The sequence below is a fragment of the Pseudomonas sp. B21-021 genome (assembly GCF_024749205.1).
In the GTDB taxonomy this organism is placed as follows: domain Bacteria; phylum Pseudomonadota; class Gammaproteobacteria; order Pseudomonadales; family Pseudomonadaceae; genus Aquipseudomonas; species Aquipseudomonas paraglycinae.
Genome location: NZ_CP087192.1, coordinates 4,801,665 through 4,825,672, shown reverse-complemented (window position 1 = coordinate 4,825,672; position 24,008 = coordinate 4,801,665). Strand labels below are relative to the sequence as shown.

The window sequence follows — 24,008 nt, the reverse complement described above, 5'->3', positions numbered from 1 at the left end:
GCCGGTGGGTGTACCGGCTTATGCAGCCTCAAGTTGCAAGGTGTCGTGGGTATGTGGGGTTTGTACCGGCCGGTACACAGTCGGGATCAGTGGCGGGGCAGTTGGATCACGGCGGTCAGGCCGCCGCCGGGTGTTTCTGCCAGGGTCAGTTGTCCGCCCTGACGTTGCGCCGCTTCCCGTGCGATGGTCATGCCCAGGCCGACGCCGCCGGAGTTGCGGTTGCGTGAGCCTTCGAGGCGGAAGAACGGTTCGAACACGGCTTCACGCTTGTCCGCCGCGATGCCCGGGCCGTGGTCGATGACGCGGATCAGCAGCTGTTCGCGCTGGTCCTGCAGTTCGATGTGCACTTGGCCGGCGTAGCGCAGGGCGTTGTCCATCAGGTTGTTGATGCATGAGCGCAGTGCCATCGGTTGCACCTGCAAGGGTGCGCAGTGGCCGCTGACCTGCACGTCGGCGCCTTGATCCTGGGCGTTTTCGCACAGTGATTCGACCAGCGCCTGCACGTCCATCAACTGCAAGGCTTCGCTGGTGCGTTGTTCGTGCAGGTAGGTGAGGGTGGCGTCGAGCATGCCGATCATGTCGTCCAGATCCTGGCGCATCTGGCCTTGCAGCTTGTCGTCGTTGATGTTTTCCAGGCGCAGTTTCAGCCGCGACAGCGGGGTGCGCAGGTCGTGGGAGACGGCACCGAGCATTCGTGCGCGTTGCTGCACTTGTTCGCGGATGCGGTGCTGCATCAGGTTGAACGTGTGTGCGGCCTGTCGGGCTTCCCGGGGGCCGGTTTCGTCCAGCGGCGGGCTGTCGAGGTCTTCGCTCAGGCGCTCGGCTGCATCGCTCAGGCGCTGGATCGGCCGGGTCAGCAGCTTGGCGCCGTACCAGGCGGCGATGATCAGCGAGATGAACTGGAAGGTCAGCGGCACGATCGGCCCGCCGAACCAGGGGCGCGGCGGACGGGGCGGGTAGCGTGGATCCTGCGGCGGCTGTTTGCCGTCGATGGTTTCCGAGAACTCCGGCGGCGGAGGTGGTGGCGGCGGACCGTAGAGGCGGAACCATGCAAAGGCCAGCAAGTGCGCCAGGACGATCGCCACCAACAGCACGCCGAACAGACGGCCGAACAGCGTGTCGAAGCGCGCCCGCATCAGCCGATGTCTCGCGCGTCGAACAGGTAGCCTTCACCGCGTACGGTTTTGATCAACTGCGGGGCTTTCGGATCGTCGCCGAGTTTTTGCCGCAGGCGCGAGACCAGCAGGTCGATGCTGCGGTCGAAGGCTTCGATCGAGCGGCCACGGGCGGCGTCCAGCAACTGTTCGCGGCTGAGCACCCGGCGCGGACGTTCGATGAACACCCAGAGCAGGCGGAATTCGGCGTTGGACAGCGGCACCACCAGACCATCGTCGGCGATCAACTGGCGCAGGACGCTGTTCAGGCGCCAGTTGTCGAAGCGAATGTTCGCACGCTGTTCGGTGCGATCGTCGCGCACCCGGCGCAGAATTGTCTGGATCCGCGCCACCAGCTCCCGAGGTTCGAACGGTTTGGCCATGTAGTCATCGGCGCCCAGTTCCAGGCCGATGATCCGGTCGGTGGGTTCGCAGCGGGCGGTGAGCATCAGGATCGGAATGTCGGACTCTGCGCGCAGCCAGCGGCACAGCGACAGACCGTCCTCGCCGGGCAGCATCAGGTCGAGCACCACCACGTCGAAATGTTCGGCCTGCATCGCCTGGCGCATGGCCGCGCCGTCGGTGACGCCGCTGGCGTGAATGTTGAAGCGGGCCAGGTAGTCGATCATCAGTTCGCGGATCGGCACGTCATCGTCGACGATCAGGGCACGGATGCTCCAGCGCTTGTCGTCTTTCTGCTCGTCGTTCACGGAAGCTTGGGAGTTGTGCATGAGGCTGTTCATCTGCCAGTAGGCCGCCAACCACAAAGATAGGCTGCGAGGTTGTGGTTTCAGCATAGGCGTCCGGCCGTGAGGCGGGAAGGGCTGCTGTAAGGACTTGTTGCGGCTGGCGAGGCTAGCGTGGGCGCATGTTGCCGGCGTGTCGGTTGTGTATCGGGTTCGACACAATACCCTGCAAGGCTATGCTGATCACGGTTGGCGCGACGATTTACCGATCATCGGGTGCCGCGCCGCCGCCGGTTCCGCTACAATGCGCGCCGATTTCGACTTGCCTGAGAGCCCATCCATGTCCGCCTGCCAGACTCCTATCATCGTCGCCCTGGATTTCCCTACCCGTGACGCCGCACTGAAGCTGGCCGACCAGTTGGACCCGAAACTGTGCCGGGTCAAAGTGGGCAAGGAACTGTTCACCAGTTGCGCCGCGGAAATCGTCGGCACCCTGCGTGACAAGGGTTTTGAAGTATTCCTGGACCTGAAATTCCACGACATTCCCAACACCACGGCGATGGCGGTCAAGGCCGCTGCCGAGATGGGCGTGTGGATGGTCAACGTTCACTGCTCCGGCGGCCTGCGCATGATGGCGGCCTGCCGTGAAGAGCTGGACAAGCGCAGCGGCCCGCAGCCGTTGCTGATCGGCGTGACCGTGCTGACCAGCATGGAGCGTGAAGATCTGGCGGGTATCGGTCTGGACATCGAGCCGCAGGAGCAGGTGCTGCGTCTGGCGGCACTGGCCGAGAAGGCCGGGATGGACGGTCTGGTGTGCTCGGCGCTGGAAGCCACTGCGCTGAAAACCGCGCATCCGTCGCTGCAACTGGTGACCCCGGGGATTCGTCCGGCGGGCAGCGCCCAGGACGACCAGCGTCGCATCCTGACCCCGCGTCAGGCGCTGGATGCCGGTTCCGACTATCTGGTGATTGGCCGTCCGATCAGCCAGGCGGCGGATCCGGCCAAGGCGCTGGCCTCGGTGGTTGCCGAACTGGCCTGAGTGAACAGCTGAAGCATCAAAGAAGGGAGCCCGATGGCTCCCTTCTTTGTTTTCAGACCTTCAACACCAGTTTGCCGAAGTTCTCGCCGCTGAACAGTTTGCCCAAGGTCTCGGGGAAGGTTTCCAGGCCTTCGACGATGTCTTCCTTGCTCTTGAGCTGACCCTTGGCCATCCAGCCGGCCATTTCCTGGGCGGCGCTGGCGTACTGCGCGGCGTAATCCATCACCACGAAGCCTTCCATCCGCGCGCGGTTGACCAGCAGCGACAGGTAGTTGGCCGGGCCTTTGACCGCTTCCTTGTTGTTGTACTGGCTGATCGCGCCGCAGATCACCACACGCGCCTTGAAGTTCAGGCGGCTCAGCACCGCGTCGAGGATGTCGCCGCCGACGTTGTCGAAATACACATCCACGCCTTTCGGGCACTCGCGCTTGAGGCCGGCGAGCACGTCTTCGCTCTTGTAGTCGATGGCGCCGTCGAAGCCCAGTTCATCGATCAGGAACTTGCACTTGTCGGCGCCGCCGGCGATGCCGATCACCCGGCAACCTTTGATCTTGGCAATCTGCCCGGCAATGCTGCCGACCGCGCCCGCTGCACCGGACAACACCACGGTGTCGCCGGCTTTCGGTGCGCCGACATCGAGCAGGGCGAAGTAGGCGGTCATGCCGGTCATGCCCAGTGCGGACAAATAAACCGGCAGCGGTGCCAGTTTCGGATCGACCTTGTAGAAACCTCTTGGCTCGCCGAGGAAATAATCCTGCACGCCAATGGCACCGTTGACGTAGTCGCCGACGGCAAACCCCGGATTGTTTGACGCGACGACTTTGCCTACGCCCAGCGCGCGCATGACTTCGCCCAGACCCACCGGGGGAATGTAGGATTTGCCTTCGTTCATCCAGCCGCGCATGGCCGGGTCGAGGGACAGGTATTCGTTCTTGACCAGAATCTGCCCCGCCGCCGGCTCGCCGACCGGTACTTCCTGATAGGTGAAGGTCTCGCGGGTGGCGGCGCCCACCGGGCGTTTGGCGAGCAGGAACTGGCGATTGGTCTGGTTGGTCATGACAGGCACTCGAATTGAATGAAGTCTTGTTGATAGACCTTCATGCGCGATGCCGCAAGGTTGGCTCACGGGGCGAATGCAGGTTGATCCAGTACGGTGATAGTCCCCGGCGGGGTTTCATCACTGCGATTCATGCAAGCCTAACCGGCCTTTTGATAGTGCTGACGTCACTCAAGCCCCTGTGGCTATGCTGCCTTCATCAATCCCCCCGCATTCGAGGACATAACAATGAGCATGACGTTTTCCGGTCAGGTAGCCGTCGTCACCGGCGCGGCCAACGGCATCGGCCGCGCGACGGCCCAGGCATTCGCCGCCGAAGGTCTGAAAGTGGTGGTGGCCGATCTGGATGCGGCCGGGGGCGAGGGCACCGTGGCGCTGATTCGTACAGCCGGTGGCGAAGCGACCTTCGTGCGCTGCAACGTGACCGTCGAAAGCGAAGTGAAAAATCTGATGGACGAGGTGATCAATACCTACGGCCGTCTCGACTATGCCTTCAACAACGCCGGGATCGAAATCGAGAAGGGCAAACTGGCCGAAGGCTCGATGGACGAGTTCGACGCGATCATGGGCGTCAACGTCAAGGGCGTCTGGCTGTGCATGAAGTATCAGCTGCCGTTGCTGCTGGCTCAGGGCGGCGGGGCGATCGTCAACACCGCGTCGGTGGCTGGATTGGGCGCTGCGCCGAAGATGAGCATCTACGCCGCCTCCAAGCATGCGGTGATCGGCCTGACCAAATCGGCTGCGATCGAATACGCCAAGAAGAAAATCCGCGTCAACGCCGTATGCCCGGCGGTGATCGACACCGACATGTTCCGCCGTGCTTATGAGGCCGACCCGAAGAAAGGCGAATTCGCCAACGCCATGCACCCGGTCGGTCGCATCGGCAAGGTCGAGGAGATTGCCAGCGCCGTGCTGTACCTGTGCAGCGATGGTGCGGCGTTTACCACCGGCCATTCGCTGGCCGTGGATGGCGGCGTGACCGCCTTCTAAGGTGGCGTCGACTGATACAAAAAAGGACCCGCCCACCGGCGGGTTTTTTTTCGCCTTGGGAGCGGTTCCGTGAATCCGCTAAACAATGTGTTTCAAATGGTGAGAACGGAGGCTTTTGGCGGTTTTGTCGCACAGCCTCAAGGGCGTGGCTGTGATTTACTGCCGCCAGCAAAACGGACAGGAGTTTGCGTGCTCATGGAATTGAGAATTGACCGACTGGCAATGGTGCCGGTCGTACAGCAGATTGTTGACGGGTTGACCGAGTGGATCATGCAGGGGCAGGTGCCGCCGACGACGCGTCTGCCCTCCGTGCGAGAGATCGCACGGTGCAATCTGCTCAGCCAGTCCTGCGTCATGGAGGCTTGCGAGCGCCTAGTGGCGCAAGGGGTACTGGCCTCGCGGCAGGGCTCGGGATTCATGGTGGCGGCTTCGTTGCCCGGGTGCTGCAAGGCGATCGATGGCTCCGGGTGTGAAGGGGAGCGCAGCGCGGGCGATCCCGCCGCCAGATGGCGCAGCGGTTTGACGCTGGGAAGTGGCGTCCTGCCAGAGAGTTGGCGCGAGCCCGATGATCTCGCCTATGCGATTCGCGAGGTGACGCGCGCCGACATGGCCAGCCTGTTCAACTACAGCACGCCTCTGGGGCTGCTGGCGTTGCGTGAACAGATCGTCAAGCGCTTGGGATTGCTGAGTATCAAGGCCGTTGAAGAACAGGTAATGACCACCGCCGGCGCCAGCCACGGACTGGACCTGATCGTGCGTACCCTGTTCAAGGCCGGTGATTGCGTGGTGGTCGAAACCCCCGGTTATGCGCCGCTGTTCGATCTCCTGCGTTTGCACGGCGTGCGCATGCTGGAGGTACGCCGCACGCCGGGCGGGCCGGATCTCGAGGCGCTCGAAGCGTTGCTGCAGCAGTTTCGGCCCACAGCGTTGTTCATCAACAGTCACCACCACAATCCCACGGGCAGCTGCCTGCTGCCGGCCGTCGCGCGACGGATCCTGGAGTTGAGCAGGGCCTACGATCTGCGGCTGATCGAAGATGATGTCTACGCTGACCTGCATAACGGCAGCGGCACTCGACTGGCAGCGCTGGATGACGAGGGGCGGGTGATTTATGTCGGCAGTTTTTCCAAGACCCTGAGCAGCTCGCTGCGGGTGGGATTCGTGTTGGCCGACGGCGAACTGATCGAGCGGATGGCGCGGGTCAAGATGATCAGTTGCATGGGCACCTCGAGGTTTTGCGAGGCGGTGCTGGCCGGAATGCTGGCCAGTGGCGCCTATCGCAAACTGGTGCAGCGCCAGCGCCAGCGTCTCAATACTGATCGTGCGGCGGCCTTGCAGGCCCTGGAGGATGCCGACTGGGAAGTGTTCGGCAAGCCCACGGGCGGCCTGTTCATCTGGGCGCGCGCGCCGCTGGCCGATGAGGCGCACTTGCGCAGGCATGCCTCGCGCTGCGGGGTGCAGCTGTCTTGTGCAACGTCGTTCAGCCCCAGTGGCGAAGCCTGCGACTGGCAGCGCATCAACGTGGCTTACGCCTGTGATCCCCGGGCACGACAGTTTTTTCGCAGCACCACCGTGGATCGACCTCAAGCGTTCTGAAAACGACGCGTGCGTAGCTTTTTGCCATTATTCCGACGCCAGAGACTTGTGCTGGTTCAAGGCCGTTGCGAATCTTCGACAACAGACTATGGCAGGGGACTACGCGCAATGATTTCGGCCGTGCAAGGACGTTTTGCCAACCTCGGTATGGCAAAAAAACTGGGTATCGGGTTTGTGCTGGTGTTGCTGCTGACTGCACTGGTGGCAGCCATTGGCGTCTGGTCCCTGCAAACCATCAGTCAGCGTTTCGACGGCCTCAAACAGATGTCGTCGCTCAACAGTGGCCTGCTCAAGGTGCGGCTGCTGGAGCAGGACTACGCCTTGCACGGCAACCCGAAAACCGTTGATGCCTTGCACGAGGGGGTCGACGGTCTGATCGCCATGGCCGACCAACTCAAGATTTTGTCGCCGGGCAATGAGTCGGTCATGAACGACGTCCAACAGTCATTGGGCGCGTACCGCAAGGCATTCGATGAGTTCGTCTCGTTGTCCCAGGCCAAGGACCTGGCGCTGGAAATGGCCAGTTGGTCGGTGTCCAGCGTCGCCAACAATCTCGATGTGTTGCAGGCCGGTCTGGCCGACGACGGCGCGTACACCCTGAAAGACAGCGAGGGCAAGGACGGGGCGCAATTCATCGAGCAGGCCGGACAGGTCAGTCAGGTCTCACGCTTGATGTTGCAGGCGATGAACGAAGCGAGGGTGCGCCTGGATCAAAGCCGCAAGGGTGACGACAGCGCCGGCCAGGGCAATATCGAGCAGGCTGCGCAAGCCCAGGCCCAGGCTGAGCAGCTCAAGTCTACGGTCAAGGACGAGGGTTACCTGACGGTGCTCAGTGAGGTCTCCGGGCACATTGCCGGTTTCAGCGACAAGCTTGCCGAGTACACCGGGTTGCTGGCCCAGGAAAAGACTGTCTACCAGCAGTTGCACCAGCGGGCCGACGAAGTCGTGGCGCGGGTCGATCAGGCGTATGTCGCGCAAGACGGCGCCATGCAGGGCGAACTGAAAAAGAATTCGGTGCTGATCATTGGCTCATCGGCGCTGGCGTTGCTGGTGGGGCTGATTGCGGCGTGGGTGATTACCCGGTTGATCGTTGCACCGTTGCGCAGCGTGATTCATGTGGCGCAACAGATTGCGGCCGGTGATCTGAGCGCAACGATCGAGGTCTCCCGGCGTGACGAAATCGGTCAGTTGATGCTGGCCATGCAGCAGATGGGCGCGGGTTTGAGCACGATTGTCAGCGGGTTGCAGGCGGGGATCGAACAGCTGGCGAGTTCGGCGCAATCGCTGTCGGCGGTGACTGAACAGACCAACCTTGAGGTCAGCAGCCAGAAAGAGGAAACCGAACAGGTCGCCACGGCCATGAACCAGATGACCGCCACCGTGCACGATGTGGCGCGCAATGCCGAAGAGGCGGCGCTCGCGGCGCAGACCGCTGATGGCAAGGTCGAAAGCGGCCAGCAGGTGGTGCGTCAGAGCATGGCGCGGATCGAGCAACTGGCGGATTCGGCGACGTCGGCCAGTTCGAGCATCGAAAGCCTCAGTGCGGAAATCCAGAACATCGGCACGGTGCTGGGGGTGATCAAGAGTGTCGCCGAGCAGACCAACCTGCTGGCGCTCAACGCGGCGATCGAAGCGGCGCGGGCGGGCGAGCAGGGCAGGGGCTTTGCGGTGGTCGCCGATGAGGTGCGGGCGCTGGCCCGGCGCACGCAGCAGTCGACCGAGGAGATCGAGCGGCTGGTCAGCGCCTTGCGTTCAGCGGCGCATTCGTCGGTGCAGCAGATTCAGAGCAGTGGTGAGCTGGTGAAGCTGGCGGTGAGTGATGCGTTGCAGACCGAGAGTGCGTTGGGGAGTATTGCGGCGGCGGTTTCGTTGATTCAGCAGATGAATCAGCAGATTGCGGCGGCGGCCGAGGAGCAGAGTTCGGTGGCGGAGGAGATCAATCGCAGTGTGACGAGTATTCGGGCGAGTGCGGATCAGTCTTCGATTGCGATGCGGGGGAATGCGGCTTCGAGTGTTGAGCTGGCGCAGTTGGGGAGTGAGCTCAAGGGGATGGTGGGGCATTTTCGGCTTTGATTTGGACTTGGCGGCCTTTGGGCCGACCAGGTTCCCGTTTTATTGCGTTCATATCCGTTTCTGCGGGTGCTGCGGCTGGCGGTTTCGCCCTTACGGCGAGTCCCTTTGGCAAACGCCCCAAAGGAACCAAAGGTCTGGGCCCCTGCGTTCGGCGCCTCGCTGTGGCTCGGTGTTCCTTCGTTCCGGGATTCATCCGGGGGCATCGCCTACGGTTTGCTTCGCTGCACCTCCTCTCGATGCATGCGGCTGCGCCGCACGGTCGCTGCGCTCCCACCCCCGGATAAATCCCTCCACTCAGCCTTCCGATGGGGCCGGCACGTCAAGAGCGGTACTCGAGCTAACGCTCATCGTGTTGAGTGGTGAGAAGCGAGAAGCGAGAAGCGAGAAGCGCCTGCGGGCTGCTTTTGCTTTTCCGTGGGAGCCAGCTTGCTGGCGATGGCGGTTTTGGATTCATTTCTGATCATCAGCCAATAAAAAAGCCACCTCTCGGTGGCTTCTCTCTCTGACTGCACTCAGTCGTAAATTACTTTCTTCTTCCAGTCCGCATCAGCCTCGACATCTTTGAGGCCGGCAGTCAGTTGGTTTTCTTCGCCTTCGACCGGGGCAATCTTGTCCATGACTTGGGCGTTGGCGCGGGCCAGGAGTTTTTCCAGGTATTGGAGTTGTTCGGCGTAGATTTGCGGGTCCTGCTGTTTGCGCAGGTATTGCACGCCGCGTTCGAAGGCGAGGCGGGCCTGGCCTGGCTGGTTTTGCTGGAGGGCGTGCTGGCCTAGGTTGTTGAAGAATTCGATGTGCAGCAGCACGAGGATGTGGCGTACCTCGCGGATCCAGTGTTTGGCTTCGTTCGGTGGCAGGAAGCCGTCCTGGGCGGCGCGTGTGATCTGGCCGTGGAGGGCTTCGAGGAGGAAGCGGACGTCTTTGGCCTTGGCTTCGGTCTGGATCGGGGCCGGTGGGTTGTTGACCGGGATCGATTCGCCCTGGGCGACGAGGGCGCTCAGTTCGGTGATGCGGGCCTTGGTGGTGGCGCTGGTCTTTTCCAGGTTCAGCAGGCGCTGGCAGACGTTCAGTTCGAGGCGGGTCAGCAGCAGCTTGAGGGCCGGGGTCATGAACTGGCCGGGGAAGGTTTCGGTCAGTTCGCCGCAACGGCGCAGGCGGTCGTTGAGTTCGACCTTGGTGCGGGCCTTCTCCAGTTTGGTGTTTTCCACCACATGGTTCATGTAGCCAATGGCGATCAAGATTGCGATCCCGGCTATGACTAGCAGGGTGATCATGAGTGGTGTCACCGGTAAGACCTCTTTATAGGGTTCGCGTGCGAGTGTAGTGGCTTGGCATAGAGGAGCCTAGCGCCGCTCGACGGGTTTGGATCGGCGAAGCTGTATCTGTATCGGCCAGGAACCGGCTTATATAAATGCTGGCCCTTGGGGTGCAGATTGCCATCACCTGTGCCGTGGACTATAACGCCTTGGCGAGTGTCGGAATATAGGCGTCAATCGTCGGGCGACGCAAAAGCCTGAAACGGCTGGTAAAGCAGGTCGAAGTCATTGATTTAAATAAATTTATATCTGGGGGTTGACGACCTTTCAATCCATCCATAGAATGCGCGCCACTTGCAGCGTAAAGCACACAGCGAAACGCGGCAGGGAGTGAATGTTGTAGTGTGTCCCCTTCGTCTAGTGGCCTAGGACACCGCCCTTTCACGGCGGTAACAGGGGTTCGAGTCCCCTAGGGGACGCCAATGCGGGAATAGCTCAGTTGGTAGAGCACGACCTTGCCAAGGTCGGGGTCGCGAGTTCGAGTCTCGTTTCCCGCTCCAATTTTAAACAGCAACGCTTTCGGGCGGTGCTGAGTGAAACCAGAACCCAATCTTCGGAGACGGATCTGGACACCGAAACACACACCATGTGTTCCGGGTAGCGTGTCCCCTTCGTCTAGTGGCCTAGGACACCGCCCTTTCACGGCGGTAACAGGGGTTCGAGTCCCCTAGGGGACGCCATTTGCGGGAATAGCTCAGTTGGTAGAGCACGACCTTGCCAAGGTCGGGGTCGCGAGTTCGAGTCTCGTTTCCCGCTCCAAATTCAAAAAGCGCCGCTTTGCAAAGAGCGGCGTTTTTATTAGTGAAAGTTGTAGCCTGTCCCCTTCGTCTAGTGGCCTAGGACACCGCCCTTTCACGGCGGTAACAGGGGTTCGAGTCCCCTAGGGGACGCCATTGCGGGAATAGCTCAGTTGGTAGAGCACGACCTTGCCAAGGTCGGGGTCGCGAGTTCGAGTCTCGTTTCCCGCTCCATATTCAACAAAAACGCCGCTCAGTGATGAGCGGCGTTTTTGTTTGTGCGTTTTTTGTCGCGCAATAAAAAAGGACCGCGAGGTCCTTTTTTTGTGGGCCCGCCAATGTGGCAGGCCCGATACGCGATCAGAGCTTCGGCAATTGCCCGATGCGTCCCATCATTTCGGTGACGATCTGCAGGTCCAGCAGGAACTGGTCAACGGTCTTGAACTCGCCGTCGGTGTGACCGGTGTACTTGACCTCCGGTCGTGCCAGGCCGAATTGCACGCCGTTCGGCAGTTCATGCACCGAGGTGGCGCCGGCCGAGGTGCCGAATTCGTGTTTCATGCCCAGATTCTCGGTGGCCACGGCCAACAGTGCCTTGACCCACTCGCCTTCAGGGTTGCGGTACATCGGTTCGGCGATCGAATAGTCGAAGTTCACCGCAACATGGTTTTTCTTGCTCCAGGCTGCCAGTTTGTCGGCGATCTCGGTCTTGAGCACTTCCGGCGATTTGCCCTTCGGCACGCGCAGGTTGACTGCGAGTTTGAAGGTTTTTTCGTCCATGCCAACGTAGGTCAGGGAAGTGGTCAGCGGGCCCATAAAGTCATCGGCGAAACCGACGCCCAGCTTGCTGCCCTTGTAATCCAGGCCCCAGTTGTCGGCGGCGTAGTGCGCAGCGTCGGTGATGTGGTTGTGCTTGAAGGCGATTTTGCCGTCCACGCTGTGAATGAAGTCGAGCATGCGGGCGACCGGGTTGACGCCGGATTCAGGCTCGGACGAGTGCGCGGAAACACCGGTGACGGTGAGTTTGACGTCTTTGCCATCGACCTTGGCGTTCACTTCGAAATCGCCGCCATTGCGCTTGGCGTATTCAGCGCCGGCCTTTTGCAGGCTGGCCGCCAGGTCGGCAGGTTTGTCAGTCACCAGGGTGACGACCGAAACTGATGGAATCTGGTTGGTCGCCAGGCCACCGGTCATCGAAGTGATTTCCGCGCCTTTGCCCTCGGCCTTGCGCTTGGCGAACTTGGCCATGACGGTGCCGTAGCCTTTCTCGGCAATCACCACCGGGTAGCCACCGTCCAGTGCCAGGTTGTACTCCGGCGTCGGGTTGCGTTCGAAGTAGTAAGGAATCGCGTCACCGGTGGTTTCTTCGGTGGTATCCACCAGCAGTTTGAAATTGCGCGCCAGTGGCAGTTTCTCTTCCTTGATCACCTTCATGGCATACAGCGTCACGACGATGCCGTTCTTGTCGTCCTCGGTGCCACGGCCGTACATGCGGTCACCGATCAGCGTGACCTTGAACGGATCAAGTTTGGTGCCGTCCTTCAGCACCCAGTTCTCCGGCGTTACCGGCACCACGTCGGCGTGAGCATGAATGCCGACGACATCCTTGCCGCTGCCGTCGAGGGAGATTTCGTAAACGCGGTTGTCGATGTTGCGGTAGTTCAGGCCGAAGGACTCAGCCAGAGCTTTGATCTTGGCAGCGATCTTGATGAATTCGGGGTTGTCGTGCTGATCGACACCGTCCTTGCGGAAGGTCGGGATTTCCACCAGTTCGCGCAGGGTTTCCAGCGCAGCTTTGCCGTACTTCACGCGGGTGTAGAGGCCGAGCAGGCGATGGATCTCGTTCTGTTGTTCGGCGGTCAGCGTCTTGTTGTCGAGGAAGGCGCTGATGGCTGGACGCAGATCGTCGGTCTTGCTCAGGTCGTTCTTGGCCAGATCGCCGAGAAACGCTCTGAAGTCGCTGACCTTCGCCTCATTGAATGTCTTGAGGATGGTCGCACTCTGCTGCTCGGTAAGGTTGGCGTGGGCTGGCAGTGTGACGGACGAAAGGCTGGCCAGAATCAACGTCGACGCGGCCAGTTGCTTGAGTGAAAAGTCCATTGCTAAGGGCATTCCTTTGCAGGCAGTGAGTAGGAGGTGTCTGATGGAAGCGTCAGACGGTTTCGCAAACTAACACCACCAGCGAGTGATAGGGGAGCCCCCGAAGTGGGACGCGTCGCACAGAAATGCAAAAGCGGCGCAGAATCGAAAAAGGCCGGCTGGAAGTGTCTAGGACGGGACCGACAGTCAATATGGAAAATTTTCAGTCACTTTCCAGATCTGTCATGGGTGATCTATGCCCGGCCGAACTGGCGCATTTCCAGTCCTTCAACCTGACCTCATCCCTGATTTCGGCGCAGGCGCCGACAAGTCGTTCGACATCTTTCCCGGTGAGTTCCGAATTCATTGAGAAACGCATCAGGGAGCGATTGAGCGCAGTGGCCGGCGCGCAGAAAACCGATCCAAAAATACCGCGAGCCTGTAAGGCATCGCGCAACCGAAGCGTGAGCAGTTCTCGTCCAGGCTGTAATGCAATGATCTGTTCCGTGCCGGCGCTGACGTCATAGCCCAATTGCACAAGGGCTGTCCGGACCAGGCGGGAGACTGCGCGCAGTCGGTCTCGTCGTTCATCGGCGTGTTGCAGAAAGTCCGCTGCGCGTTCAAACCAGCTCAATTCATTATCCCGCAGGCTGGAGCTGAAAATGGCGAGGTAGGACTCCGTGGCGAAGTAATCCTTGAACGAATCCGGGCAAGTGATCAGTCCTGCACGCCCGGCGAACGCCTTGGCCAGGCTGGCGGTCTGGAAGTGTACTTTCCCAGATAAATGCTCCTGAGCAACCAGTCCTGCACCCTCAGGGCCGTGTGTGCCAAGAGAATGGGATTCGTCGACGAGCAGCACGCAGTCACGGCGCTTGGCAAGAGCGGCAAAGTCCTTCAGGGGACAAAGGCTGCCGTTGGTGCTGTAGACCGCATCGACGACAATCACCCCTTGCCCATTCTTTTTGATTTGCCGTTCTGCATGCTCGGCATCGTTATGGATGAAGGGAATCGGACGCGCCCGCGCAGCCTGTGCGCCTTGCCAAAGCGACATATGGGCGTTCATGTCCAGATAGACCGGATGATCCTCGCTGGCGATTGCCTGCAATAACCCGACGTTGGCAGCCCAACCTGACTGGCAGAGAATAGCGTTCCGGGCCCCCATGAATCGGGCCAATCGCTGTTCCAGTCGGGCCGTGGGCGTATCACCATGAAGGAAAACGGCCGACATCAGCAATTGATGACGAGCCTGGAGAACGGCTTGTGCCTGGGCCTCTATCAAATGATGTTCGCTAGTCAGACTCAGGTAGTCGTTGCTCGACAGGTGCAGCGCGCCGGGTGAGGGCTGTATACCTCGCAACAAGTGCTGACCCGCCCAGCGCTGTTGAACGCGACCGATGGTGTGGCGTTCGATTCGTTTTTGCACGAAGCCTGGCAGATCCGCATGAACGGATTCGCTTGGAGAATGAACGGATGGCTCATGAATCGGCATGATGGCGTTCCTATCAGCACGGGGCTGCGGGAGTACCCCGTGGATCGAACTACATGCCTTATCCGCTTTTCCGGCTACTGTCAGAGTTGACAGTCTGCGAAGAAAACCGACGAATGACTTCATTAAACAAGGCTCGCCAGTCCGACTGTGCGAGCCTTTTTTTGGTGGGTGGTTTACATCGACAACACCAGACGCCCGGCAAACAGGATCAGAATCACCCCCATGCTGCGCTCGAACCAGTGGCCCATGCGCATGAACAGCACGCGCACTTTGCTGCTGGAAAAGAACAGCGCGACGATCACGAACCACAACGCATTCACCCCGCACATCCACAATCCGTACAGGGCCTGGATTTGCAGCGGTGTGCTGGCGCTGATGATCGTGGTGAAGATCGCCAGGAAAAACAGCGTGGCCTTGGGGTTGGTGGCGTTGGTCAGGAAACCGGTGGAAAACGCCTTGAACAGCGATTGCTCGACCAGCGGTTCGTCGCTGGTTTTTTCGCCTTCCATTGTCGTCTTGGGTTTACTGCGGATCAGGCTGACGCCCAGGTAAAGGATGTAAGCGCCGCCGACCACTTTGGCGACGGTCAGCAGCCAGGGCGTGGTGTGCATCAAGGCGCCGACGCCCAGCAGGGTGTACAGCACGTGCACGGAAATTCCCGCGCCGATGCCCAATGCCGTGCAGATGCCGACCAAGCGGCCGAAACGTACACTCTGGCGGATGGTCACGGCGAAGTCCGGGCCGGGAGCGACCACGGCCAGAAAGTGGATGGTGGCCAGCGCCAGAAACTCGCCCAGGTAATTCGATGTCATTTCAGCTCCAGAAAGTCAGGGGTGAAGCATTGCCGCGATAGCCGACAAAAAACGAAAGGCTCAAGCGCGGATCGGCCACGCCCGGCGTTACCGAGTGCATGCGACGCGAATTGAACATGATGAAATCCCCCGGCTCCGGGCGTACTTCGAGGGCGGGCGGGCCGAGCAGTGCCGGGTCGATGCCGTAGCTGTCGCCGCGCATTTCATCGAACTGGTCCGGGGAAATGTCGTCTTCCCACATCTGCAACGCGCCGCCCTCGGTCGGCATGTTGAGGTAGACGTTGCAGGCGAACTGCGCCTCCAGACTGCGGGCCTGGAAACTCTCCGGGGCGTCCTTGGCGAAGATGTCGTGATGGGCCAGAAAGCACACGCCCGGTTTCACCACTCGGGACAGGCCGACATACATCTTGCGACCGTAGAGGTTTTCCAGATGGGCACCCGCCGGCCAGGATTCGTCGAGCATGCAGCGCAGGGTGTCGACCGGCGACGAGTAGGGCGCGCAGCGGTTGCGCAGTTCGGCGATGTTGCTGGTGGCGCGCTCGAAGTAGTCTTCGATCAGCAGCGGCTGGTTTTCCGCCTCGTAGAACGCCATGCCGATGCGACCGATACTGGGCGCGTTGATGTAGCCCTCGAAGCCGGGGGCGAGGATCTTGTCGCCAATCTGGATCGCCTGCGCCTGGGGCAGAAAGCCCTTGACGCGGATGGCGAGGACTTCTTCGTTGGCCAGTTTTTTTATGCACGTCTCATCGAGACGCTCGACGTCAAGCATCATGGTTTCAGGTCCATCTATCGAATAGTCAACGGAACCGGCGAACGCGGTTCCCCCGGCGTCGGACGCTGCATCTGGCAGCGCCCGAAATCCTCAATCCACGCTGTAGTGGACGGACAACGTGCCTTTCTTCTGCGAAAGGGACGCGATCGTGACTGTGCCCAGATCCTTCAGGCTGCGTACATGGGTGCCACCGCAGCCATAGGCTGGCAGTTCACCGAAACCGATTTCCCGCGCGCCTTCGCGCAGGGACGTCAGACGTGGCAGATCGTGTTCGATCCACTGGCCGATGCCGTATTGAACGACTTGTGCATCGACTTCCTGAGCCGAATCTCCGGGCTTGAATTGCACACGGCCTTCGTCCGGCCAGTGATGGGCCTTGATCGGCATCCAGCCCATGGCCTGGACAAAGTGGCCGATCAAATGCCCGGCAGAGTGCATGCGGGTGTTGAAGCGGCGGCGTTCTTCGTCGACGCGAATCTGGGTCATGCCCAGCGGCACCGGTTGATCGACGAAATGAATGATCCGGTCCGGTTCCTGGACGACGCGAAGAACCTGGCTGTCGCCAATCCAGCCGGTATCACAGGGTTGGCCACCGCCCTGAGGGTGAAAAAGCGTGGCGCGCAACACAACGGCGAATTCGTTCTCGTGGGGCGTGCAGTCGAGGACTTCCACATTGGCCTTGAGGTCATCACTATGGAAAAAGAGGCGAAGCGTCATATTCCATGCCCTTATTAAAGTTTCTTTTTTAATTATATGAATCGTGCAATAACGTGATAATCCGTTCAAACATCAAAGGACTGTTGCGCCGTGAGCATAAATCTACCGCTGCCGCTGCTCGGTGAAATGGCGATTTTCGTCAAGGTCGTCGAGACCGGCAGCTTCTCCGAAGCCGCTCGCCAATTGGGTTCGTCACCCTCGGCAGTCAGCCGCAGTATTTCCCGGCTGGAGAAGGCGCTGGCCACACGGCTGCTGCAACGCACCACGCGCAAACTGCGCTTGAGCGATGGCGGAGAAGAAGTGTTCAAGCGCTGCCAGGAAATGGTCAGCGCGGCGAAGTCGGTGATGGAGATCAGCGGCCAGTTCACCCACGAAGCCGAAGGTCTGGTCCGGGTCAGCGTGCCGAAAGCGGTAGGGCGCTTCGTGATTCATCCGCACATGCCGGAGTTTCTGCGGCGCTATCCGAAGGTCGATGTTGAGCTGTTGCTGGAAGACCGCCAGGTCGATCTGATCGACGATCATGTCGACCTGGCCATTCGCATCACGGATCGTCCACCGGCCGGACTGGTCGGACGACAACTGCTGACCATCGACCATTTGCTCTGCGCGACGCCGCAGTATCTGGCCGAACACGGGACGCCAACTCATCCCCACGACTTGCTCAACCACAGTTGCATTTATCTGGGCGAAACCCCGAGTGATGCGCGATGGAAATTCAAGAAAGGCACGAAGGCCGTCACCGTCGGCGTGCGCGGGCGGTATGCCGCCAACCACACCGGCGTGCGTCTGGGCGCCGTGTTGCAGCACATCGGCATTGGCAGCCTGCCGTATTTCACCGCGCGTTATGCCCTGGAGCAGGGGCTGATCGTGCAGGTCCTGCCGGACTGGACGTTCCTGGCGTCCTACCACGGCGGACTGTGGTTGTTGCACTCGCCGACGCGCTATCTGCCGCCGAAGCTGCGGGTGTTCATCGACTATCTGGTGGAGTGCCTGGAGAAAGAGCCGACTTTGAGCAAGCCGGGAAAGTCCGGCGGTTCAAAACCGTTGGCCGAGTACGAATTGCCCGAGAGTGAAGGGTTGCTCTGACCCAATAAAAAAGGCCCGCATGGATCACCATGCGGGCCTTTTTTATTGGGTGAAAATCAGTGCTTGCTGTCCTGGGCGGACATCGCCAGCAGCTGTTTTTCCTGGTTCCAGTCGAACGGTTCGTCGTTCTGTTCGGCTTCGTAGCGGCGTTCTTCCAGCGCCTGATACATGTCGATTTCTTCGTCGGACAGGTAATGCAGGCAGTCGCCGGCGAAGAACCACAGCAGATCCCGCGGGATCAGGTGGGCAATTTGCGGGTAACGGGTAATCACTTGAGTCAGGATGTCCTGCCCCAGGTATTGGCTTTCGATCGGCTCGATCGGCAGTGACGCCAGCAGTTCGTCGAAACGCTCCAGGAACAGGGCATGGCTTTCTTCGGGAACCTGATCGGCCTCACCTACGGCGACCAGGATACTGCGCAGGTGGTCGAGCAAAACCAGATGATCGGCAACGACGTTGGACACGAGATAAGTCCTCAAGAGCAAAACGGGCGCGGGAGTATAAAGCCCCTGCGCCCGTTTTTCACTGATTGAAGGGATCAGCGGATTTTGCCGTCCGCCGGTTGCAGTTGCTCCTTGTCGAAATCATCGACATCGATCACCTTGCGCCGCGCCGCTTCGGCATCACGCAAGGTCTGGGCTTCCACGGCCTGCAACACCCCGGCCTCCAGCGCCGCATCGATGGCGTGTTCGCCGGCGACCGGTTTGACCTGACCGCTCTTGAGCGAGGTGTGCAGTTTCTTGTGCAACGGTTGCGCTGCATTCAGTTGATCGCAGGCATGTTGCAGCGCACCGACCGCATCGTCTGCCGATTGCGGGCGATAGCAGCCGGCAAGCAGTTCTTCCAGCGCCGGATCGCCCTTGGCCCGGCCGATGACCGCAGCCACTTCGGCACCGAGTTTGTCCGACGGGCCTTTGTGACGGCGACCGAACGGGAACACGATCACTCGCAGCAGGCAGCCGAAGACCCGGTTCGGGAAGTTGGTCAGCAGTTCATCCAGCGCTTTTTCCGACTGGCCGAGGCTTTCTTCCATGGCCCATCGGAACAGCGGTTCCATGTACGCCGGGGAATCGAGGTCGTGATAACGCTTGAGCGCTGCGGATGCCAGATACAAGTTGCTCAGTACGTCACCCAGACGCGCCGACAGACGCTCGCGGCGTTTCAGTTCGCCGCCCAGCAGCATCATGCTCAGGTCGGCGAGCATGGCAAACGCGGCAGCCTGACGGTTGAGCGCACGGAAATAACCCTGGCTGAGCTTGTCTCCCGGCGCATGTTCGAAATGACCGAAACCGAGGTTCAGCACCAGAGTACTGGCGGCGTTGCTCACGGCAAATCCGATGTGCTTGAGCAGCAGGCCGTCGAATTCCTTGAGTGCCTGATCCTTGTCCTCGCGACCGGCGAGGGCCATTTCCTTGAGCACGAACGGATGACAGCGGATTGCGCCCTGACCAAAGATCATCAGGTTGCGCGAAAGAATGTTGGCGCCTTCCACGGTGATGAAGATCGGCGCGCCGTTCCAGCTGCGACCCAGATAGTTGTTCGGGCCCATGATGATCGCCTTGCCGCCATGCACGTCCATGGCGTGGCTGATGCACTCGCGACCGCGTTCGGTGAGGTGGTATTTGAGGATCGCCGACAGCACCGAGGGCTTCTCGCCCAGATCCACCGCATTGGCGGTCAGCATCCGCGCAGCGTCCATCATCCAGGCATTGCCGCCGATCCGCGCCATGGCTTCCTGAATGCCTTCGAACGCTGAGAGTGGCACGTTGAACTGCTCACGAATCTGCGCGTACTGCCCGGTCACCAGACTGGTGAACTTGGCCGCGCCGGTGCCCACCGCCGGCAGCGAGATCGAACGCCCGACCGACAGGCAGTTCATCAGCATCATCCAGCCTTTGCCGAGCATGTCCTGGCCGCCGATGAGGAAGTCCAGCGGGATGAACACGTCCTTGCCGGAGTTGGGGCCGTTCATGAACGCCGCGCCCAGCGGCAGGTGGCGGCGACCGATTTCCACGCCGGGAGTGTCGGTCGGAATCAGCGCGAGACTGATGCCGAGGTCTTCCTTGTCGCCGAGCAGATGATCCGGGTCATAGGCCTTGAAGGCGAGGCCGAGCAAAGTCGCGACCGGGCCGAGGGTGATGTAGCGTTTTTCCCAGTTCAGGCGCAGGCCGAGGGTTTCCTGACCTTCCCATTCGCCTTTGCAGATGATACCGGTGTCGGGCATCGCACCCGCGTCTGAACCAGCGAGCGGACCGGTCAGCGCAAAGCACGGAATGTCGTCGCCCCGGGCCAGCCGTGGCAGGTAGTGATTACGTTGTTCGTCGGTGCCGTAATGCAGCAGCAGTTCGGCCGGGCCGAGGGAGTTGGGCACCATCACGGTGGAGGCCAGGTCGCCGCTGCGGGTCGCCAGTTTCATCGCCACCTGGGAGTGGGCGTAGGCGGAGAAACCCTTGCCGCCGAACTCCTTGGGAATGATCAGGGCGAAGAAACCGTGTTCCTTGATGTGAGTCCAGGCTTCGGGCGGCAGATCCATCGACTGGCCGATCTGCCAGTCGGTGACCATCGCGCAGAGTTCTTCGGTCGGGCCGTCGATGAACGCCTGTTCCTCTTCGCTCAGTTGCACCTTGGGATAGGACAGCAGCTTGTCCCAGTCCGGACGGCCGCTGAACAGTTCGCCGTCCCACCACACCGTGCCGGCATCGATCGCGTCGCGTTCGGTCTGCGACATCGGTGGCAGGGTTTTCTGGAACCAGCTGAACAGCGGCGCGGTGAAGTGTTTGCGGCGCAGGTCAGGCAACAGCAGCGGGGCGGCCACCAGGGCCAGCACGACCCAGAAAATCAGCAGCAACCAGCCCGGTGCGTGGCTGAAAATCCCCATCGCCAACAGGTAAGCGGCAACGATGCCCAGTGCCGGCAGCGGGGCGATGCGCCGGTGGGCCAGATACGCCACGCCGACGATCAGAACCAGTATCCACAACAACAGCATATTTAATCCTCCGTGAACCAGGGCGAACCGACCCACCAGAGCTTAGACGGCATCTGCAAAACGGGGCGGTCAGAGCAAGGTGATTGAAATCGTGGGAAACCCCGGATGTCTTTTGTAGGTTCGGTGGGCAACACGCGTGGGAAATCGTTCGCCGCTTCCGCGTCTTTGCGTGCATGTTTGGCCGAAACGTCGTTATCTCTGTGCTGAACCTCTCGCTAGACTCGGGGCTCAATCAGGAGAATGTCGTCATGCACGAGTATCTGAGCCCCGGCCGCTTCATCGATAGTGACCACCCCTCGGTGGTGGAGTTCGCCGAGCAGCACCGTGGTGCCAGCCGCGATCCGCTCGCGCAGGCGATCCGTCTTTATTACGCCGTGCGCGAGGCGGTGCGTTACAACATGTACACCTTCAGCCGCGACCCGCAGACCTTGCGCGGCAGCTACGCGCTGGCGGCGGGTGAGAGTTATTGCGTGCCCAAGGCCACGTTGCTCGCCGGTTGCGCGCGCCATTGCGGGATCCCCGCACGCATCGGTCTGGCGGATGTGAAAAATCATCTGTCGACGCCGCGTCTGCTTGAACTGCTGAGAAGCGAAGTGTTCGCCATGCATGGTTATACCGAGCTGTTTCTCAATGATCGCTGGGTGAAAGCCACACCCGCGTTCAACCAGAAGCTCTGCGAAATGTTCAACGTTGCGCCGCTGGAATTCGATGGCGTAAACGACAGCGTTTTCCACCCGTACAACAGCGATGGCGCGCTGCTGATGGAGTACCTGGTCGATCACGGCCAGTTCGCCGATGTACCGGAATCTTTTTTCTTCGAACATCTGCAGAAATGTTATCCGCACCTGTTCAACGATCAGCAGAAGCCACTGTCCGGTGACATGCGCGGTGATGTCGGCAGCCTCTGATCCGGCGTATGCTGCCTGCCCATTTACTGGAAAAGAGGCGGTCATGCTGAAGATCTGGGGTCGCAAGAATTCGTCGAATGTCAGAAAGCCGTTGTGGGCTGCCGAAGAGCTCGGACTGGCCTACGAGGCCATCGATGCCGGTGGCGCGTTTGGTGTGGTCGACACGCCGGAGTACCGGGCCATGAACCCGAACGGGCGGGTGCCGGTGATTCAGGACGATGGTTTTGTGTTGTGGGAATCGAATGCCATCGTGCGTTACCTGCTGGCAAAACATGCGGCTGATACTTCGTGGTACCCGGCGGATCCGCAGACCCGCGCCACCGCTGACAAGTGGATGGACTGGACGACTTCCAGTTTTGCAGGACCGTTTCGCACGGTGTTCTGGGGCGTTCTGCGTACCCCGGCAGACAAGCAGGACTGGCCGTCAATCCATGCGGCGATCAAGGAATGTGATGGTTTGCTGGCGATGGCCGATCAGGCGCTGAAGCACCAGCCGTATCTGTCCGGCAATGAAATCGGCATGGGCGATATCCCGCTCGGCAGTTTCATTTACGCCTGGTTCGAGATGCCGATCGAGCGCGCGCCACAGCCGAATCTTGAAGCCTGGTACGCGCGGTTGAAGCAGCGTCCGGCGTATCAGAAAGCTGTCATGACCGCGTTGACTTAATACCTACTATCGACACACTTGACTGTACTTGTGCGGCGACGGCAAGCACCATTGCGCTCGAGCGCTGCGGTTGTCTTCCTCGCCGCCGGCCTTTTATCAGTCCTTTTTTCTTCACTGGGTGCGTAAATCCGATATGAGTTCCGCTCTGTCCATCCGGCAGCTAACCAAAACCTACGGCAACGGGTTCCAGGCCTTGAGTGGTATCGATCTGGACGTCGCCGAAGGTGACTTCTTCGCCTTGCTCGGCCCCAACGGCGCCGGCAAATCCACGACCATCGGCATTCTCTCGACCCTGGTCAACAAGACCAGCGGCACCGTGAATATCTTTGGCCACGACCTGGACAAGAACCCGGCGGCGCTCAAACGCTCCATCGGCGTGGTGCCCCAGGAATTCAACTTCAACCAGTTCGAAAAGACCTTCGACATCGTCGTGACCCAGGCCGGTTACTACGGCATTCCGGCGAAGATCGCCAAGGAACGCGCCGAGCAGTACCTGACCCAACTCGGCCTGTGGGACAAACGCGATGTGCCGTCGCGTTCGCTGTCCGGCGGCATGAAGCGTCGTTTGATGATCGCCCGGGCGCTGGTGCATGAACCGCGTCTGCTGATCCTCGATGAACCGACTGCCGGCGTCGACATCGAGCTGCGTCGCTCGATGTGGACGTTCCTCACCGAACTGAACCAGAAAGGCATCACCATCATCCTCACCACACACTATCTGGAAGAGGCTGAGCAGTTGTGCCGCAACATCGGCATCATCGACCACGGCACCATTGTCGAGAACACCAGCATGCGTCAGTTGCTCGGCCAGCTGCATGTGGAAACCTTCCTGCTGGATCTGAAAAACGGCCTGAGTGCTGCGCCGCAACTGGCGGGTTATCCGGCGCGTCTGCTGGACGGCCATACCCTGGAAGTCCAGGTCGACAAGTCCATGGGCATCACCGCGCTGTTCGGCCAACTGGCCCTGCAGAACATCGAAGTGCTGAGCCTGCGCAATAAAACCAATCGCCTCGAGGAGCTGTTCGTGTCCCTGGTGGAGAAAAATCTGTCGAAGGTGGCGGTATGAGTTCCGAGCTGCGCCCCAACCTCGTTGCCCTCAACACCATCGTTTACCGCGAAGTCAGACGCTTCACCCGGATCTGGCCGCAGACCCTGCTGCCGCCGGCGATCACCATGGTCCTGTACTTTGTGATCTTCGGTAACCTGATCGGCCGGCAGATCGGTGACATGGGTGGTTTCACCTACATGGAGTACATTGTGCCGGGGCTGATCATGATGTCGGTGATCACCAACTCCTATGGCAACGTGGTGTCGAGTTTCTTCGGCAGCAAGTTCCAGCGCTCCATCGAAGAACTGATGGTGTCGCCAGTGTCGCCGCACACGATCCTGATCGGTTACACGATCGGTGGCGTCCTGCGAGGCCTGATGGTGGGTGTGATCGTGACGATCCTGTCGCTGTTCTTCACCCATTTGCAGGTGCACCATCTCGGCGTGACGGTGCTGGTGGTGGTGCTGACGGCGACGATCTTCTCGCTGCTGGGCTTCATCAACGCCGTGTTCGCACGTAACTTCGATGACATTTCGATCATCCCGACCTTCGTGCTGACCCCGCTGACCTACCTCGGTGGCGTGTTCTATTCGATCACCTTGCTGCCGCCGTTCTGGCAGACCGTGTCGCTGGCCAACCCGGTGCTGCACATGGTCAACGCCTTCCGTTACGGCATCCTTGGTGTGTCGGACATTCGCATCGGCATCGCGATCACCTTCATGCTGGTGGCGACCGTGGTGTTGTATATCGGTTGTTCTCGGTTGCTGGTGAGCGGGCGCGGCATGCGCACCTGATCCCT

At 60.5% G+C, this 24,008-nt stretch carries 20 protein-coding genes, 6 tRNA genes and 1 pseudogene; 16 read left to right on the top strand and 11 right to left on the bottom strand.

Annotated elements, in window-relative coordinates:
• Window positions 1-86 precede the first annotated feature (86 nt).
• Window positions 87-1,136 (bottom strand): cell wall metabolism sensor histidine kinase WalK, encoded by a 1,050-nt coding sequence (locus LOY31_RS21600; protein WP_258712179.1) that lies wholly within the window; start codon window positions 1,134-1,136, stop codon window positions 87-89.
• Window positions 1,136-1,885 carry a response regulator gene (locus LOY31_RS21595; RefSeq protein ID WP_085607468.1) on the bottom strand — a complete coding sequence of 250 codons (750 nt, stop codon included), beginning with the start codon at window positions 1,883-1,885 and terminating at the stop codon, window positions 1,136-1,138. Before LOY31_RS21595 ends, LOY31_RS21600 begins: the two co-directional genes overlap by 1 nt.
• Window positions 1,886-2,180: 295 nt before the next feature.
• Between LOY31_RS21595 and pyrF the strand changes: the two genes are divergently transcribed.
• Entirely contained in the window at window positions 2,181-2,879 is a 699-nt protein-coding gene (pyrF, locus tag LOY31_RS21590; RefSeq protein WP_007960372.1) for an orotidine-5'-phosphate decarboxylase, read from the top strand.
• 52 nt (window positions 2,880-2,931) lie between these two features.
• Here pyrF and LOY31_RS21585 read toward each other — a convergent pair whose 3' ends face one another.
• Window positions 2,932-3,936, bottom strand: coding sequence for an NADP-dependent oxidoreductase (locus LOY31_RS21585; RefSeq protein WP_085730437.1), 1,005 nt, complete (start codon window positions 3,934-3,936; stop codon window positions 2,932-2,934).
• Between the two features lie 228 nt (window positions 3,937-4,164).
• Here LOY31_RS21585 and LOY31_RS21580 point away from each other — a divergent pair, with 228 nt between their 5' ends.
• From LOY31_RS21580 to LOY31_RS29515, 4 genes and pseudogenes are all read left to right on the top strand, one after another.
• The gene (locus tag LOY31_RS21580) at window positions 4,165-4,926 is read left to right on the top strand and encodes an SDR family oxidoreductase (protein ID WP_007917441.1); all 762 of its coding nucleotides are present in this window, start codon (window positions 4,165-4,167) and stop codon (window positions 4,924-4,926) included.
• A 195-nt stretch (window positions 4,927-5,121) separates the two neighbouring features.
• The gene (locus LOY31_RS21575; protein WP_258712178.1) at window positions 5,122-6,522 is read left to right on the top strand and encodes a PLP-dependent aminotransferase family protein; all 1,401 of its coding nucleotides are present in this window, start codon (window positions 5,122-5,124) and stop codon (window positions 6,520-6,522) included.
• Between the two features lie 108 nt (window positions 6,523-6,630).
• A pseudogene (locus LOY31_RS29520) lies at window positions 6,631-7,734 on the top strand (HAMP domain-containing protein); the annotation flags it as partial.
• The gene (locus LOY31_RS29515; RefSeq protein ID WP_371857318.1) at window positions 7,714-8,595 is read left to right on the top strand and encodes a methyl-accepting chemotaxis protein; all 882 of its coding nucleotides are present in this window, start codon (window positions 7,714-7,716) and stop codon (window positions 8,593-8,595) included. The pseudogene LOY31_RS29520 and the gene LOY31_RS29515, both read left to right, overlap by 21 nt.
• A 512-nt stretch (window positions 8,596-9,107) precedes the next feature.
• Here the strand turns inward: LOY31_RS29515 and LOY31_RS21565 are convergent.
• Window positions 9,108-9,866 (bottom strand): hypothetical protein, encoded by a 759-nt coding sequence (locus LOY31_RS21565; protein WP_011335462.1) that lies wholly within the window; start codon window positions 9,864-9,866, stop codon window positions 9,108-9,110.
• Between the two features lie 388 nt (window positions 9,867-10,254).
• On the opposite strand from LOY31_RS21565, the gene LOY31_RS21560 reads away from it, so the two are divergent.
• The 6 genes from LOY31_RS21560 to LOY31_RS21535 all read left to right on the top strand — a co-directional run bounded on the left by LOY31_RS21560 (window position 10,255) and on the right by LOY31_RS21535 (window position 10,879).
• Window positions 10,255-10,330: transfer RNA gene (locus LOY31_RS21560), tRNA-Glu, on the top strand.
• Window positions 10,331-10,332: 2 nt separating this feature from the next.
• Window positions 10,333-10,408, top strand: a tRNA-Gly gene (locus LOY31_RS21555).
• Between the two features lie 104 nt (window positions 10,409-10,512).
• Window positions 10,513-10,588 (top strand) — tRNA-Glu (locus LOY31_RS21550).
• 3 nt (window positions 10,589-10,591) lie between these two features.
• Window positions 10,592-10,667 (top strand) — tRNA-Gly (locus tag LOY31_RS21545).
• Window positions 10,668-10,725: 58 nt separating this feature from the next.
• Window positions 10,726-10,801: transfer RNA gene (locus LOY31_RS21540), tRNA-Glu, on the top strand.
• A gap of 2 nt (window positions 10,802-10,803) precedes the next feature.
• Window positions 10,804-10,879: transfer RNA gene (locus LOY31_RS21535), tRNA-Gly, on the top strand.
• Window positions 10,880-11,005: 126 nt separating this feature from the next.
• Here the strand turns inward: LOY31_RS21535 and LOY31_RS21530 are convergent.
• The 5 genes from LOY31_RS21530 to LOY31_RS21510 all read right to left on the bottom strand — a co-directional run bounded on the left by LOY31_RS21530 (window position 11,006) and on the right by LOY31_RS21510 (window position 16,514).
• Window positions 11,006-12,745 carry a dipeptidase gene (locus tag LOY31_RS21530; protein WP_258712177.1) on the bottom strand — a complete coding sequence of 580 codons (1,740 nt, stop codon included), beginning with the start codon at window positions 12,743-12,745 and terminating at the stop codon, window positions 11,006-11,008.
• 202 nt (window positions 12,746-12,947) lie between these two features.
• Window positions 12,948-14,213, bottom strand: a complete 1,266-nt coding sequence (gene cqsA / locus LOY31_RS21525; protein WP_221533175.1) for an alpha-hydroxyketone-type quorum-sensing autoinducer synthase — start codon at window positions 14,211-14,213, stop codon at window positions 12,948-12,950.
• A 173-nt stretch (window positions 14,214-14,386) separates the two neighbouring features.
• Window positions 14,387-15,025, bottom strand: a complete 639-nt coding sequence (locus LOY31_RS21520) for a LysE family translocator (protein WP_011335460.1) — start codon at window positions 15,023-15,025, stop codon at window positions 14,387-14,389.
• 1 nt (window position 15,026) lies between these two features.
• A complete protein-coding gene (locus LOY31_RS21515) occupies window positions 15,027-15,797 on the bottom strand; it encodes a 2OG-Fe(II) oxygenase (protein WP_221533174.1) in 771 nt (256 codons plus the stop codon).
• A gap of 90 nt (window positions 15,798-15,887) precedes the next feature.
• Window positions 15,888-16,514, bottom strand: coding sequence for a hypothetical protein (locus LOY31_RS21510; RefSeq protein ID WP_085745073.1), 627 nt, complete (start codon window positions 16,512-16,514; stop codon window positions 15,888-15,890).
• 90 nt (window positions 16,515-16,604) lie between these two features.
• Here LOY31_RS21510 and LOY31_RS21505 point away from each other — a divergent pair, with 90 nt between their 5' ends.
• Entirely contained in the window at window positions 16,605-17,600 is a 996-nt protein-coding gene (locus LOY31_RS21505; protein ID WP_064598590.1) for a LysR family transcriptional regulator, read from the top strand.
• A gap of 56 nt (window positions 17,601-17,656) precedes the next feature.
• Here LOY31_RS21505 and LOY31_RS21500 read toward each other — a convergent pair whose 3' ends face one another.
• Together LOY31_RS21500 and LOY31_RS21495 are read right to left on the bottom strand one after the other, a co-directional pair.
• Window positions 17,657-18,064: a PA2817 family protein gene (locus LOY31_RS21500; protein ID WP_007950758.1), complete on the bottom strand. Its 408-nt coding sequence runs from the start codon at window positions 18,062-18,064 to the stop codon at window positions 17,657-17,659.
• Window positions 18,065-18,138: 74 nt separating this feature from the next.
• Window positions 18,139-20,586 (bottom strand): acyl-CoA dehydrogenase, encoded by a 2,448-nt coding sequence (locus LOY31_RS21495; RefSeq protein ID WP_221533173.1) that lies wholly within the window; start codon window positions 20,584-20,586, stop codon window positions 18,139-18,141.
• 248 nt (window positions 20,587-20,834) lie between these two features.
• On the opposite strand from LOY31_RS21495, the gene LOY31_RS21490 reads away from it, so the two are divergent.
• The 4 genes from LOY31_RS21490 to LOY31_RS21475 all read left to right on the top strand — a co-directional run bounded on the left by LOY31_RS21490 (window position 20,835) and on the right by LOY31_RS21475 (window position 24,003).
• Window positions 20,835-21,494: a transglutaminase family protein gene (locus tag LOY31_RS21490; RefSeq protein WP_221533172.1), complete on the top strand. Its 660-nt coding sequence runs from the start codon at window positions 20,835-20,837 to the stop codon at window positions 21,492-21,494.
• Between the two features lie 43 nt (window positions 21,495-21,537).
• A complete protein-coding gene (locus LOY31_RS21485) occupies window positions 21,538-22,161 on the top strand; it encodes a glutathione S-transferase family protein (RefSeq protein WP_085607349.1) in 624 nt (207 codons plus the stop codon).
• A 133-nt stretch (window positions 22,162-22,294) separates the two neighbouring features.
• The gene (locus LOY31_RS21480; RefSeq protein ID WP_007950762.1) at window positions 22,295-23,227 is read left to right on the top strand and encodes an ABC transporter ATP-binding protein; all 933 of its coding nucleotides are present in this window, start codon (window positions 22,295-22,297) and stop codon (window positions 23,225-23,227) included.
• A complete protein-coding gene (locus LOY31_RS21475) occupies window positions 23,224-24,003 on the top strand; it encodes an ABC transporter permease (RefSeq protein ID WP_007950763.1) in 780 nt (259 codons plus the stop codon). Before LOY31_RS21480 ends, LOY31_RS21475 begins: the two co-directional genes overlap by 4 nt.
• Window positions 24,004-24,008: the final 5 nt, after the last annotated feature.

What these genes read in the sequence shown, in the direction of transcription:
- LOY31_RS21600 (WP_258712179.1), bottom strand. Translation starts at nt 1,136, where the DNA reads ATGCGGGCGCGCTTCGACACGCTGTTCGGCCGTCTGTTCGGCGTGCTG.
- LOY31_RS21595 (WP_085607468.1), bottom strand. Translation starts at nt 1,885, where the DNA reads ATGCACAACTCCCAAGCTTCCGTGAACGACGAGCAGAAAGACGACAAG.
- pyrF (WP_007960372.1), top strand. Translation starts at nt 2,181, where the DNA reads ATGTCCGCCTGCCAGACTCCTATCATCGTCGCCCTGGATTTCCCTACC.
- LOY31_RS21585 (WP_085730437.1), bottom strand. Translation starts at nt 3,936, where the DNA reads ATGACCAACCAGACCAATCGCCAGTTCCTGCTCGCCAAACGCCCGGTG.
- LOY31_RS21580 (WP_007917441.1), top strand. Translation starts at nt 4,165, where the DNA reads ATGAGCATGACGTTTTCCGGTCAGGTAGCCGTCGTCACCGGCGCGGCC.
- LOY31_RS21575 (WP_258712178.1), top strand. Translation starts at nt 5,122, where the DNA reads ATGGAATTGAGAATTGACCGACTGGCAATGGTGCCGGTCGTACAGCAG.
- LOY31_RS29515 (WP_371857318.1), top strand. Translation starts at nt 7,714, where the DNA reads ATGCTGGCCATGCAGCAGATGGGCGCGGGTTTGAGCACGATTGTCAGC.
- LOY31_RS21565 (WP_011335462.1), bottom strand. Translation starts at nt 9,866, where the DNA reads ATGATCACCCTGCTAGTCATAGCCGGGATCGCAATCTTGATCGCCATT.
- LOY31_RS21530 (WP_258712177.1), bottom strand. Translation starts at nt 12,745, where the DNA reads ATGGACTTTTCACTCAAGCAACTGGCCGCGTCGACGTTGATTCTGGCC.
- cqsA (WP_221533175.1), bottom strand. Translation starts at nt 14,213, where the DNA reads ATGCCGATTCATGAGCCATCCGTTCATTCTCCAAGCGAATCCGTTCAT.
- LOY31_RS21520 (WP_011335460.1), bottom strand. Translation starts at nt 15,025, where the DNA reads ATGACATCGAATTACCTGGGCGAGTTTCTGGCGCTGGCCACCATCCAC.
- LOY31_RS21515 (WP_221533174.1), bottom strand. Translation starts at nt 15,797, where the DNA reads ATGATGCTTGACGTCGAGCGTCTCGATGAGACGTGCATAAAAAAACTG.
- LOY31_RS21510 (WP_085745073.1), bottom strand. Translation starts at nt 16,514, where the DNA reads ATGACGCTTCGCCTCTTTTTCCATAGTGATGACCTCAAGGCCAATGTG.
- LOY31_RS21495 (WP_221533173.1), bottom strand. Translation starts at nt 20,586, where the DNA reads ATGCTGTTGTTGTGGATACTGGTTCTGATCGTCGGCGTGGCGTATCTG.
- LOY31_RS21490 (WP_221533172.1), top strand. Translation starts at nt 20,835, where the DNA reads ATGCACGAGTATCTGAGCCCCGGCCGCTTCATCGATAGTGACCACCCC.
- LOY31_RS21485 (WP_085607349.1), top strand. Translation starts at nt 21,538, where the DNA reads ATGCTGAAGATCTGGGGTCGCAAGAATTCGTCGAATGTCAGAAAGCCG.
- LOY31_RS21480 (WP_007950762.1), top strand. Translation starts at nt 22,295, where the DNA reads ATGAGTTCCGCTCTGTCCATCCGGCAGCTAACCAAAACCTACGGCAAC.
- LOY31_RS21475 (WP_007950763.1), top strand. Translation starts at nt 23,224, where the DNA reads ATGAGTTCCGAGCTGCGCCCCAACCTCGTTGCCCTCAACACCATCGTT.